Below are 12,798 nucleotides of genomic sequence, written 5' to 3' on the forward strand. Positions count from 1 at the left end.
ATAGAAGTCAGGGAAATTTTTATTTTCTCATAAAAAACCTTATATCCTGCGAATAGGTAAACCACGCGAAGAGGATACAAAGCCATCTGATATCTACAATCCACAATTACATAGGATCTCTTTGAATCAAAAACTGGCGCAATTCCTCCTCGTTTCTGAGGATGTTGAGTTCAATTGAATGATTTTTAAACCATTCACGTGCCTTTTTGTCCAGCTGCTGCGTCTGTCTTGCAAGCTCTACAAGATCGCCTCTTGATGCAGGTTTGAGTAGATCCGGGAAACCCGTTTTTTCATAGGCTTCGGAATACTCATTGAGCATATTAAAATCAGTACCGTAAAACCCATTTTCAACCTTGTTCATAAGCTGACATATCTCTTCTTGCAGATGAAATGCGGAAAATCCTGCTGCTATCACATCTTTTCGTTTGCAGGCAGAAAGAACCTTGTTCACATACTCAAATATAAAGAAGTAAAAGTCCTTGAATACATCTTTTGGTTCTGAAGGTTCGGAAATCGAGAATTGTGCTGAAAGCAGTATTTTCCTTACCTCCTTCGCCAACCTGTCTGCTACCTCGAGAGTATGTCTTGTATCTTTTTGCGTTATTATTTCTCTTATCATGTCCTCAAACCCATCAGGCTTTTGCGACATTTTTGATATCTGGGTCAGATTATTTTCCCATACCTTTGTGAAGTATGTTTGATTTACCAGCGCGAGACAGTTCACAACACTATTTACAAACTTTAAGCCTGCCCAATGCATGCTAATTGCATCATTTCCTGCCAATCGCATTTGGCCAAGTTGAAAGAGCGTGTTTTTGAACTCTTCTAGAGCTTGCTGTATCATGTTTTTGCGACCATTTGGTCCCATGAGTTCCTTAATACGTGCCTTGAGTGCATTGAATCTATCTAAATCCTTTTGTGATAGGTAATACAGCACTTTTGCGTCGGCGATAAGAGAAGCCGCAATCGCCCAATTGTGTTTTGCATTGGCTATCCTTTCGGCAAACTCCCAGGATAGCGGCCAAAAATCATAGGGAAGATTATCAAAGACAAATTGACTACTGAGAGAGTCGGCCTTTCTGTCGTTCGGTATATAAAATATGTCAAGGTCAGAAGTAGGAGAGGCAAGGCCGGTTGCATATGATCCATAATAAGCAATAATGGCAATTTCCCCTTTGTGTGCTTGTATAGCATGAGATACCAGTATCTCGGCTACTTTAAAAACATCAAGCATAATAAACACATCCTCTTTTTCGTTTTGAGAATCTTAAAATTTATTTTTTTGAGCGTTGAAAAAGCAAGCACTCTTCTTCTTGACTGTATGCTAGGCATTATACAACTCAGAATGCTTCTCAATGAGTCATTACCAATGGATCGTTTTAACGCGCAATATTTAAAACGGCATTTCAGGTTCTTCCTGGGAATTTAATTTTTTTATAGAAAACTTTCCTGGTGTTGTCAATCGAAAAAGCAGCCTATGATGCATGCATCAGTTTGTAATCCTTGAACCTTTTAACCTGAACTATGAAGGCTTCGATTTTGCTTTCTATGATTGGTGGAAAGGGATTGCCATCAGATTCTATATGAATTATTGGGGCGTTCCCGAGGTCTTCGAGCTTCTTTTTCAAAGCACTCTTTTTTATAATTGCTTCGGCGATTCGACTTGGCATACATCCAAAAGGACCTATCGAAATTACGCCATCGTATTTGTCACCAATTTCGGAAATGGCAGTTCCCACAGTGAGAATTGCCTCGCCCGTTAATCGAGGGTGCAGATGGTCTTTCGCCGCTTTGATCGCTTTTTCCACATCCATCATGTGCATTTCATAGAAACCTGTTTTCTCAAAGATTTTCTTCACTTTCATCTCTATATACTTTTTGAAGAGAATTTCAACTCTCTTTTTCAGTCTTTCAATACGGGTGGAATTTGACGAAGTCAGCCTTTTGAGAAATAGATAGTCGGTATAATATATCCATTCATGCACCGAGGATATATGGGTAATAATTCCACTTTCAGCGAATACATCTTCCAGCTTTTTTCGAGAAAACTCATCTTTTCTCACGTAGATTTCACCTGTTATGAGAACCTTTGGTGTTTCGTCATAGTCTCTGCTCTTTTCTATCGATGCGATGAGTTTTACCGCGTCTTCGAGTTTTTTAAAGAAAGTGTGCAAAGAATCGTTAGCAAGGCTGTGCAGTATTTTTTCTTTCGCCTTTTCCAGCAATGCTTTGGCCTGGGATTTGTCTTTTGCCAGGACTTTTATTGTGTTTTCCACATCTATTAGGACATCGGAAACGATAACTGCGATCCAGATTCGCAATTTAAATGAAAGTCCCAGCCCTGCATAAGCGTTTTCAGAATTCAGACTGAGCAGTGCAACGTTATCGGCGTGGTTGTTGTCCAGCCAGAGGTCCATGAAGACTTTATACTGTCCAAAGCGGCATGGCCCCATTGTTTCTGGCATGAAGTAGAGGATGATTTTGTCATCATTCTTTCCATGGTTGTTCTCATCCAGGTATTTTATCAGACTTCCAAGGGTGAGCTGAAGTGGCAGGCACTCTTTGGAGAGGGAATTGCTTCTGCCCAATTTGAATTCCTCGATGCCTGGCATAGAACATACATCTGTTTTTACTTTGTGATATCTAAAAGAGGCAGCTAAGCATTTCGAGGCGAACTCACCCATTGAGGGAATAACCAACCGGATTTTTTCATGGTTTATTGGAAAGCTTTTGCCATCAGGCGTTATGATCTTTAGTGTTCCCTTTTTCAGTTCTGTGGTGGGCCTTAAGGCTTTCTTCCTTTCTTTCGATGCGGAAGCTTTGAGGTAACTTCTGGCAACGTCAATAAACGCCTCTATCCTTGTTTCTATGCCCGCGTCGGCCGTATGGCTGTCTAACTCCAGAATCAGGGAGGGTTTGTCGCCCATGATGTCCCTGAAGTAGGAGATTATAAAAGAATCGGGTCCACAACTGAAATTTGTGATATATACGGCGAAAAGCTTCGGATGTTTTTTTACGTATCTTGCGGCTTTTGTTATCATCTCTCCCCATGTCCAGTACATGTTTTTGTATCCTTCTTCGCCTTCGTATGGCAGAGCATCGAAGTTTATTATCGGTATCCCCCTGGAGGCGAATTTGTCGGGAATTCCCATGTTGGCATGTGAGGTAAAAGCGTTGTAGGACCTTCCGAAAAGCGCTATACCGAATTCTTCATTTTCCAGTTTTTTCAGGAAACTTTCTCCTGTTTTTTTCATCCTGCTTTTCAGTTCTTCAAAGTTTTCTAAGCTTTTAAGATAGGCGTTTTTACCCTCCTCACTTTTCATTCCGAGCTTTTCGGCAATTTTCTCAAAGTTTTCGACTTCGTTTTCATATCCATTTGAAAAGTCAAGGTTTATTTCCAGAAGATTTCGGGATTCAAGATCCGGAAATGCAGATTTGAGATAATCTGGTTCACTCTGCACGAAGGGGCAAAAAACGTTGTAGTTTCGGGAATTTTCTACCCTTATTCCCCTTATCCTTGGGAGAAAGATATAATCAGGGTTTTTCGAAAGAAGATCGTACATATAACCGTGTGCCATCTCGACAGGGAAGCAGAATTCCGAGTTTTTCAGATCCCAACCTCTTTTATCCGAAACTTCTGGAATCACGACTTTGAACCCGAGATTTTTGAAAAAGCGATAAAACAGGGGAAACAATGTGGTCATGGCCAATGACCTGCTGACTCCAATGGTCCTCTCTCCGGTATTTCCCTTCATATTGAAAATGAGCTCTTCTCTTCTTTTGACATAATCGTATTCCTGAGTATTTGTTACTACATGTCTGACTATGTTCTCATAACGATTACAAGCTCCGCCAAAGGGAAATCTCTTGCCATTTATCTCAATGATTCTTATCTCACATTTTCTATCGCAGTTATTTTCACCACCTGGACAGATGAAGGTTCCTTTGTACTGGACTTCTCTATTCGCGAGTTCACGAAGGTCGAAATCCGATGCTTCTAAGAATCCCTGCTCTATGTATTCTTTCACTATCAGCGCAACACCATATGCGCCCATCAACCCGGGATGAGGTGGTATTACGATTTTTCTGCCGGTTAGCGCAGCCATTGCAACGGGGACTGCTCGGTTATAACACACTCCCCCTTGCATGATGATTTTCTTTCCCACAGGCCTGTTGCCTTTTACCCTGTTCAGGTAATTCATACAAATTGAATAGACTAGCCCGGCGCATATGTCTTCTTTAGATAAACCCTCGTGAATGGCAGTTTTGACATCACTACTTATGAAAGCTGCGCACTGGTCGCTGAAATTCGGAGGCTTTTTACTTTTAAGGGCCAGATCCCCTATATCCTTATAGTGCACCTCTAAAGACTCTTTGGTAGCTTCTTCCAGGAATGAGCCCGTTCCCGCTGAACAAGCTTCGTTCATACTGTAATCTGTGGGGACGCGATTCACGAGGTAAGTGTATTTAGCATCCTGCCCCCCAATTTCAAATATCGTATCCACTTCAGAATCAAAATAAGCAGCGGCTCTGGCGTGAGCTGTTATCTCGTTGTAAACCGCGTTGGTTTGCGCGTGCAAGCCAACTATCTTACGCCCTGACCCGGTGATTCCCACTCCAACAATTCTGAGATCAATTCCATTCAACTGCTCAATGAGTTCGTTATAGCAATTCCTTGCCGCCTTGATTGGATCTCCCAGAGTTCTCAAATATGAGCCTGTAAGTATCGAGTTATCTTTCAACCTGACCAGGACTGCTTTGGTGGTTGTCGAGCCCACATCCACACCAAGGATACATTCATCGCCATCTTGTGCTTCTTTAAAGTTCATTTTTTTGAATTCAACCATGCTAAGGAATTTATTCAAAGGTTCATGGCTGGAAAAACTCGATGGGCTTTCCACGAAGATTTCATCCGGAACTTCGAAAATAGATGCACCGTTCCTTTTTCCCCATATATGTGCACCAAAAGCTTCAAAAAAGAGAGCTTCATCCGGGATTACTAAATCGACTTTTTTCTGGAGATATTTAATCATCACTTTGTTTCTCGCGGTTCCACCAACAAGCATGATTCTCTTCACACCGCTTTTGTGAACGAGTTCCATTATTTTCTCTGCCATGACTTTTCCAAGACCGTTCAAAATCAATTCCTTCGGCACGCATTTGTTGAGTGCATGTGTACAGTCGCTTTTGCAGAAGACAGTACATCTGGATGAGAGTTCATAAGCCTCATCAGCATTTATTGAATTGGCAAAGTCCAGGGACACGCCCATCCTCTTCAGCTGTTGCAAAAAGAATTCACCTGTACCGGATGCACATTTGTTGCCAGTGTATATTTCTACTATCGAGCCTTTTTTATTGAGCTTGTAGAGCATGAAGTTTTCACCACCGGCGCTTACAATGCCATCTACAACACCGTGTTTGTCTTTTAATACATCGTACGCAACTTCTGTCGCCTCAACTTCGGGTATTTGAGAAAGCCGGACCATCTTTTTGGCTTTCCTGCCGGTGACGATAACATTTCCATCCTTCAGAAAACGGGGTATCAGTTCTTTCAAAATTTCCGTGGGATTGCCATGGTGAGAAATGTTCTCTCCTTTAATCCCGTCATAATATGAAATACTACTCGACCCTACACATACGCCTATATTTTTTGAGTCCATGCCCCACACCCTTACTTGAGCTTGTTTGTTTTTGAGCTCATGAAATTTTCTGAATTATCAGTTTTAGGAACTTCGGTTTTGTTTTACAGATGTTCCCTTTGTGGTATAGTATATACCATTTACCTTGACCTTAGGTCAATTAGTTTGGGAATCTTCCTTCTGATGCGGGAATCGAGAGATTCAAATTTTGTTTCAACTATGATTTCGCCTTTTTCGATAGTATCCAGGATGAAAGTATCAAGCTTTTTCAAATCGATTTTTGAACCTTCTGTAACCCGTATTTTTATACAGTCAACACCTTCCCTGGTATCAATTTCCACGCCAAGGAACACGCCTTCAACCACTGCTTTTGAGAAGTATCCGGGGTAAAGGTTATTTCCAGCTGCTTTGAACATATCATCTTTCCTGCCGAGGATATAGTCTATCTTTTCAGTGCCTAAAGAACAATTGCAGCTATCGTGTACGAATCTCGTTATGTCCCCTATTCTGTATCTAATCAGCGGCATACATTTAAATGCGAGTGTTGTTACGGCGAGCTCTCCATATCCCCTTTGATCTGGATCTACTATTTCAACCCAGAACATGAGGTCGTTGAAGTGATAGCCTTTTCCTTCTTCGCACTCTACTGCAAAAGTCCCGCCGAATTCTGTGGCACCATAACCGTTGATAACGTCCGCATTCCATACGCTTTTAATCCATTCTTTTGTTTTTGCAGGAATATGTTGTGCCCCTGTTAGAAACCAGCTGATCTTCGGAAGTTCACCATTATACTCTTTGGCGAGTTTTGTTATTATGATCAACGATGATGGCAGTATTCCGACTATTGAAGGCTTGTAAGTTAAGATCTTTTCAAAGATGACTTCCGGTTTCTGATGACCCACAGGGATTGCGGGAACACCAAGCATTCCAAGGGCATTTTGAATGATCAAACCCGGAACCCAGATTCCGTAGCTGTAGGCGTTAAGGTAAAGGTCATTCTTTTCCATGCCCATTTTTTCAAAGCCCTGAGCTGTGGAAAAGGCTAAAAGAAGAAAGTCTTCATATGTGAATCCGACTCTCTTTGGTTTTCCCGAACTGCCGGAAGTTTCAAAGTAAATGTCGGGCTTTTGACAGATGAAGTCTTCAGGATAGCTTTCCAACTGTTCGGGATAGGTGAAAAAATCACCAAGGTCTTCAGGGGTTTTAATGCTTTTGAAGTTGTATCTTTCAAGATGGTCACGATAAAACTTCGAATTCTGGTGCGCTTCCCGCAGAATAAATTTGAAGGCTTCTTCCCTGTAAGTTTTTTTGAAGCTTTCTTTGCCGTAAAGACTCGCTCCGAGTTTCCAATTCCAGGGAATTCTGTACCCGGAGTGAAGGCCTGAGGCCTTAATAATGCGTCTTATCAGCCATCTTCTCATTTTATCAGCTCCGCCTGACAGTTTAATCCTAACACAATGAGTTCCAAATTAAAAAAATCTATGGAGAAAATCATTGACTTTGGAATTTCATTCGATGTATAACCTTTTGGGGAGGGATGGTTGTGAAAAGAATGCTTTGCTTGCTTTTCATATTTTCATTCGGTCTTTCCGTAATTTTGGGGGTCAGCATAATGAATTACCTTGCTCGCGATGAACTTCCAAAAACACTCGAAGAAGCGGATTTTGAGGTTGTTATTCCGCCTGGTTCAGAATCTTCAAGCTTTGGTGTGTTTTCTTTCAAAGCTTTCAATTGGAAAGGGGTTAGCTGGAAAAATCACCTGCTCATAATAAAGCCAGACAATCTCAGGTCAAAACACGCTCTGTTATTCATAACCGGTGATTACAAGATCGATAACAGGCTTTTTGAATTTTTCAACACAATAGCGATACAGAATGGAGCCTATGTGGCAATTTTGTACGACATACCAAACCAGCCTCTTTTCAATGGTTATAGAGAAGATTGGCTCATAGCTTACACCTTCTCGAAATTTCTTGAAACTGACGATTACGAATGGCCTTTGCTTCTACCAATGGTGAGAAGTACAATCACTGCGATGAATATGTTAACAGATTATGCAAAGAAAGAAGGTTTTGAAATAGAAGGTTTTATATTGTCTGGCGCTTCCAAGAGAGGTTGGACAACATGGCTTACTGCCGCCTGTGACAGCCGGGTTAATGCCATAGCTCCCATAGTTTTTGACAATTTGAATATCAAAGAGCAGATGAAGCATCAACTTGAATTTTGGGGGGCTTACAGTGAATCTATAGCAGAATATGTTAATACTGGTATTTTAAGTGATCTGGAAGATCCCAGAAGGATTGCTCTTTTGCAGTATATCGACCCCTATGCTTATAGAGAAGAGTTGAATATACCGAAACTCATTATCGTCGGGACAAATGATCCTTATTGGCCTGTTGATGCCGCAACGCTATATTTTGATGGACTCCCGGGCGAAAAGGGAATGGTTTATGCTCCGAACATGGGGCATGGTGCTGAAATTCCCCGAACGGTGCAGGCAATAGGAGCTCTTTTTGCCAATCTCGATGAAGGAGTATCGCTACCTGAAGTCCTGGCAACGTATTCAACAACCGCATCGGAAACGGAAATCCATATAGATATTTCCATCAAACCCAAAGATTGGAAGGTATCCGAAGTCAGGTTGTTTTTTGCAAATTCACAGATAAGGGACTTTCGGAATGCGAGATTTGATTACATACCTCTTGGAAAATCTGAAAACATGGCTGCTGTACTCACTATCAAAGGATACACAGCAGCTTATATAGAAGTTGTATTTCAGAGAAATGAAAGAGTAGTGGCTGTCTCAACCCCAATGAGGGTTTTCCCCGAGCAGTAAAGCACTTATTTTGAAAATTGAACAGGCCCAAAAGGGCCTGTTCAGCTTTTTGAAAGATTCAAATGAGTTTTTCGAAGACTCTTAAAAGCTTCTCTGCTATCGACTCCCACGCGAAGTTTCTTTTAACTGTTTCCAACGCATTTTTTGAAAGTGTCTCAGACAGCTCAGGATTTTCAAGTAACTTTTTTATATTATCCTTCATGTCCTCTTCATTCCCCGGCTCGAAAAGCAAGCCAGTTTCTCCGTCTTTTATAGCGGTTGGAATACCGCCAATATTTGATGCCACTACTGGAGTACCGGATGCCATAGCTTCTAATATAACAAGCCCAAGTGCTTCTTCCCATATTGATGGTACGCACAATACATCACTGTGGATAAAGAAATCGACGATTTTGTCTTTCAGATGCGGAAGAATAAGTACGTTTTCCTTATCAGCAGCCATTTTTTTCAAGGTTTTCTCATAGTTCCCGGAACCACTAATCACCACTGTCGCTTCCGGAAAGTCAGAAGCGATATTTATCAAATGCTGCACTCCCTTTTCTTCAATAAGGCGCCCAACATAGAGAATCACTTTGTTTTTTAGATTATACATGGATCTCCACTTTTCTTTAGACATTGAAGGCTTTGAATATTTCGATAAATCAACGCCGCCAGGTATGGTAATACTCTTTTCTTCCGCTGAAGGAAAGGTATTTACCACCTTATTCTTTAAACTATCGCTAACCGCTATGATCTGATCTATACCTTCAATACAATTTTGAATTAAACTCTCAAATCTTCCATCTCTTTCTATAACGAACATTCCAGTACCGTGGGCTGTAACGACAACAGGGGTATTCAACAAGCTTTTTAGCATTACGGCTATGGAGCACCAGATCCCAAGATGCTGTACGTGAATGATATCAGGCTGGAATTTTTCGAGTAGCTTTGACAATTCTCCCAAATAATGCGAAATTATTTGAATTATTTCCTGAGAATCGTAATCCACAAAACTACGAGAAAGCTCCGTCGGATGTGATGTGAAAACCGGAACCGGATCTATCTCAATATTATGAGTAATAAATTTCTCCCTGGCCGGAGGTCCGGGGTATATTACACAAACTTCGTGCTTTTTGCTGAATTCATCTGCAAGCTTTTTGACATAAGTACCGCTACCAGAACCATGTAATGGAACAGAGTGTAACATCAATATTCGCAAAGTCTTCACCTCAAATGTTCTGTGTGATTTCTCTCCATGAGTTCGTTGTTTTTAGAAAATCATTGATTATATCGGCATTTTTCTTGTACAGGAACGGAATCTTTGCATTCTCCATACAAGCATTGAAGGCTTCTTTGTCATTTTCAGAAAGGTATCGCATCGCCATCATTCTGGAATGTTCTATTATTCTGTCTTCGAGGTCATCTCGCATGAAAATTCCCGGGTATGGCAAAAATTCTTCAAAGGCGATTTTTTGAACCTTTTCGCTCTGCAAATGCCCTCGATACTTTTCACGTAAGTATAAAAACCTGTAAATATCTTCTCTTGCCTTTTTCCAGTCCGGGGTTTTCTTTTCGGGTGGATAATGTTCTATGAATAATTCAGGGTCAAAATAGAATCTGTATCCAAGCATACGGGCATTGAAAACATAGTCCATATCTTCTCCGCGATTCACATATGGGTCAAAGCAAACGCTTTTCATCACGTCTTTTGAGATGACCATATTTCCACCAAGTGCAACCATGGTGGCTTTAAATCTTGGCTTTTCTCTTATCAAGCGCTCGAAAGTTTCATTGAAAGACACATCTTTTGGCCACCATTTGAGTTCCCAGAATCTGGAATAGTTTTGCCTGTCCTGCTTATAATAGCCAGCTTTTCCAAGGATTGTGCCGTTGTCTTCAGCAAGTGAATACATACCTTCTTCAGATTTATTGAAATAGTCTTTATCAGTTAGAAGTTCATCATCGTCTAAAAAGATGCCAATATCGCTTTTGGTTTCGAGCGCTGCGAGCAAACAAAGGTTTCTTATCTGTGAATAACTGTCTGGCTCAATGGGAAAAAAGTTATCGATTTCTCTTTCTCCCAATTTTTTCTTCAAATTGTTTAACCATGAATAGGAGCACAGTTTGAGTTCCATTTTGTTCGAATACTCTTTAAGGTAGGATTCAAGCAAATCTTCAACCTTATCTCTGAGATCCTTTCTATTTGCAATTCCAATTATTCTTATGGGTATTTCCCCTCTTTTAATTTCCTCAAACTCCAGAAGATTGTCCAACAACCTGGCAAGAGTACCTTTGCTGTTTAGCGGGGTTGGATGGTCGAAAACGATCTCTTCGCTGCCATCTGTTGGGCCCCAATAGGTAGGGATAACTACGCACTTTTTAATTTGAATCGCCTCCTATCTATTTTGTTTATCCTTTTACTGCACCGCTTGTAAATCCTGATACAAAGTATCTCTGAAGAAAAATGAAGAAAATTAACACCGGTATGGATATAACAACTCCAGCAGCCATTACCAGATTCCAGGAAGTCATAAATTCCTGCTGGAACTCATATAATCCAAGTGGTAGAGTCCTTGTGTCATTGTTTGTCAATACAGTTGCAAATAAAACTTCGTTCCATGATTTCATAAATGATAGAATTGCCACCGTTGCAATTCCTGGCTTGGCTGCCGGGAGAATTATCTTAGTAAATGCCCTGAAGTTGCCACAGCCATCTATGAGTGCTGCTTCTCTTAGCTCTGATGGTACCGTGTCGAAATATCCTCGCATAACCCATATTGCAAAAGGCCCTACAAAAGCTGTATAGGTAATTATTAGCCCCGGATAAGTACCAATGAGAGGAATCCCCAATGTGTTCTTAATGAATATAAAGATCAGATAATACGGTAATAGAAACAATATGCCAGGAAACATCTGTGTAACCAAAAAGGTTACTCCAACGGTTTTTCTCCCGGGAAATTTGAACTTTGAGAGTGCATAACCGGCAAAAGTTGCCACGATAGTTGCCAGGATCATAGATGAAACCGAAACTATCAAGCTGTTCTTGTAATATTTTGCCATTGGAACTGTTTTCCATATATCAACATAATTTGAAAGCCTTATCCTGCTTGGAAAAAGACTTGGGTGCATCGTGTAAATATCTTCAGAATATTTTAGCGAAGAAATCAAAAGCCAATATAACGGGAAGAGAACAAATAACAACAAAAAAACTATTCCCGTGATTTTAAGCGCCCTTTTCAACACTTTCTTCTTCATTGTTCTTCCTCCAGTTTTGTGAGCTTGAGGTAGGTTAAGATAAGAACCAGCATGATTAACATCATAACAACACTCATTGCAGCTCCCATTCCAAAGTCCCAATTTTTGAAAGATCTAATCCAGATGTTTAACGAAAGGATATTGGCTTCTTTTGAAGGTGACCCTCCTGTGAGAATAAAGGGAACAGTGAAATTATTGAATGACCATAATGCCGTCAGGACAGTTAAAACAGTAATTGTTGGTGAAATTGAAGGAAGCGTAATACGCCTAAATCCCTGCCAATCTGAAGCACCATCTACTTTCGCGGCTTCATAAAGCTCTCCAGGGATACTCTGTAAACTCGCGAGTATCGTAATAAACCACAGTGGCCAGCGAATCCATATATTTCCAATTATTATTGATATCAAAGCCATTTTACCTGTTAACCAGGGAATGGGCTCACTTATCAATCCTATTTTCAACAATATAGAATTGATTATCCCCCAATCCTGTAACAACATAAACCTGAGATTTGTTAAGCTAACAACTCCAGGAAGGATATAAGGTATAAGCAAAATGCCTCTTATAACATTTCTACCCTTGAAGTTCTCGTTCAAAAGAACCGCTCCAAGAATGCCTAAAATAAAGCATCCAAGAACAGATGCAATTACAAAAATCAACGTATAGCAAAGCGAAGACCAGAACACTCCTTGAAGGCTACTCAGGGCTTTTGTATAATTTGCGAACCCAATAAATGGAGCTTCTGTCCAATTTCTTATGTAATAGATGTTCAGTTTTCTGAAGCTAATGTAAATTCCCCAAAGTGTGGGAATAATATGCACAAGGAAAGTTAAAATAATCGCTGGCATAAGCAATTTGTACGCAAATCTTGTATTTCTCGCATTTAATGATATCATCGCTACATATCACCTCTGGTAAACGATAGCGATAATATGAGGGGAGAGGTTTCTCCCCTCATATCCGCAAATTATATAATAGGATTATTTGTAGGAATCAAGAGCATCTTGTAGCTCTCTGTTATATTGCTTCAAAAGGGTGTGTATTTTTTCATCATTGAGGTTACCATTTGCATTTGAACTAAAGATATCA

General features: G+C 40.5%; 8 protein-coding genes. 1 reads left to right on the top strand and 7 read right to left on the bottom strand.

Features of this window, described 5'->3' with window-relative positions; translation table 11 throughout:
• Positions 1 to 106 precede the first annotated feature (106 nt).
• The 3 genes from AC3LHT_RS02155 to AC3LHT_RS02165 all read right to left on the bottom strand — a co-directional run bounded on the left by AC3LHT_RS02155 (position 107) and on the right by AC3LHT_RS02165 (position 7,060).
• Entirely contained in the window at positions 107 to 1,234 is a 1,128-nt protein-coding gene (locus AC3LHT_RS02155) for a nucleotidyltransferase domain-containing protein (protein WP_488661820.1), read from the bottom strand.
• 241 nt (positions 1,235 to 1,475) lie between these two features.
• On the bottom strand, positions 1,476 to 5,660 hold the full coding sequence (locus AC3LHT_RS02160) for an acyl-CoA dehydratase activase (RefSeq protein ID WP_488661821.1): 4,185 nt from the start codon (positions 5,658 to 5,660) through the stop codon (positions 1,476 to 1,478).
• 119 nt (positions 5,661 to 5,779) lie between these two features.
• Positions 5,780 to 7,060: a phenylacetate--CoA ligase family protein gene (locus tag AC3LHT_RS02165; protein WP_488661822.1), complete on the bottom strand. Its 1,281-nt coding sequence runs from the start codon at positions 7,058 to 7,060 to the stop codon at positions 5,780 to 5,782.
• 131 nt (positions 7,061 to 7,191) lie between these two features.
• Here AC3LHT_RS02165 and AC3LHT_RS02170 point away from each other — a divergent pair, with 131 nt between their 5' ends.
• Entirely contained in the window at positions 7,192 to 8,475 is a 1,284-nt protein-coding gene (locus AC3LHT_RS02170) for a PhoPQ-activated protein PqaA family protein (protein WP_488661829.1), read from the top strand.
• A 58-nt stretch (positions 8,476 to 8,533) separates the two neighbouring features.
• Here the strand turns inward: AC3LHT_RS02170 and AC3LHT_RS02175 are convergent, their stop codons facing one another.
• From AC3LHT_RS02175 to AC3LHT_RS02190, 4 genes are all read right to left on the bottom strand, one after another.
• Positions 8,534 to 9,673, bottom strand: a complete 1,140-nt coding sequence (locus AC3LHT_RS02175) for a glycosyltransferase family 4 protein (protein ID WP_488661823.1) — start codon at positions 9,671 to 9,673, stop codon at positions 8,534 to 8,536.
• Positions 9,674 to 9,683: 10 nt separating this feature from the next.
• On the bottom strand, positions 9,684 to 10,727 hold the full coding sequence (locus AC3LHT_RS02180) for a glycosyltransferase family 2 protein (RefSeq protein ID WP_488661824.1): 1,044 nt from the start codon (positions 10,725 to 10,727) through the stop codon (positions 9,684 to 9,686).
• A 136-nt stretch (positions 10,728 to 10,863) separates the two neighbouring features.
• The gene (locus AC3LHT_RS02185) at positions 10,864 to 11,709 is read right to left on the bottom strand and encodes a carbohydrate ABC transporter permease (RefSeq protein WP_290667414.1); all 846 of its coding nucleotides are present in this window, start codon (positions 11,707 to 11,709) and stop codon (positions 10,864 to 10,866) included.
• On the bottom strand, positions 11,706 to 12,605 hold the full coding sequence (locus AC3LHT_RS02190) for a carbohydrate ABC transporter permease (protein WP_290646412.1): 900 nt from the start codon (positions 12,603 to 12,605) through the stop codon (positions 11,706 to 11,708). Before AC3LHT_RS02190 ends, AC3LHT_RS02185 begins: the two co-directional genes overlap by 4 nt.
• Positions 12,606 to 12,798 lie beyond the last annotated feature (193 nt).

The organism is Kosmotoga sp. (genome assembly GCF_982836095.1).

Excerpts from the sequence above, each read along its gene's own strand:
- AC3LHT_RS02170 (WP_488661829.1), top strand. The coding sequence starts at position 7,192 with ATGCTTTGCTTGCTTTTCATATTTTCATTCGGTCTTTCCGTAATTTTG.
- AC3LHT_RS02190 (WP_290646412.1), bottom strand. The coding sequence starts at position 12,605 with ATGATATCATTAAATGCGAGAAATACAAGATTTGCGTACAAATTGCTT.
- AC3LHT_RS02185 (WP_290667414.1), bottom strand. The coding sequence starts at position 11,709 with ATGAAGAAGAAAGTGTTGAAAAGGGCGCTTAAAATCACGGGAATAGTT.
- AC3LHT_RS02165 (WP_488661822.1), bottom strand. The coding sequence starts at position 7,060 with ATGAGAAGATGGCTGATAAGACGCATTATTAAGGCCTCAGGCCTTCAC.
- AC3LHT_RS02155 (WP_488661820.1), bottom strand. The coding sequence starts at position 1,234 with ATGCTTGATGTTTTTAAAGTAGCCGAGATACTGGTATCTCATGCTATA.
- AC3LHT_RS02160 (WP_488661821.1), bottom strand. The coding sequence starts at position 5,660 with ATGGACTCAAAAAATATAGGCGTATGTGTAGGGTCGAGTAGTATTTCA.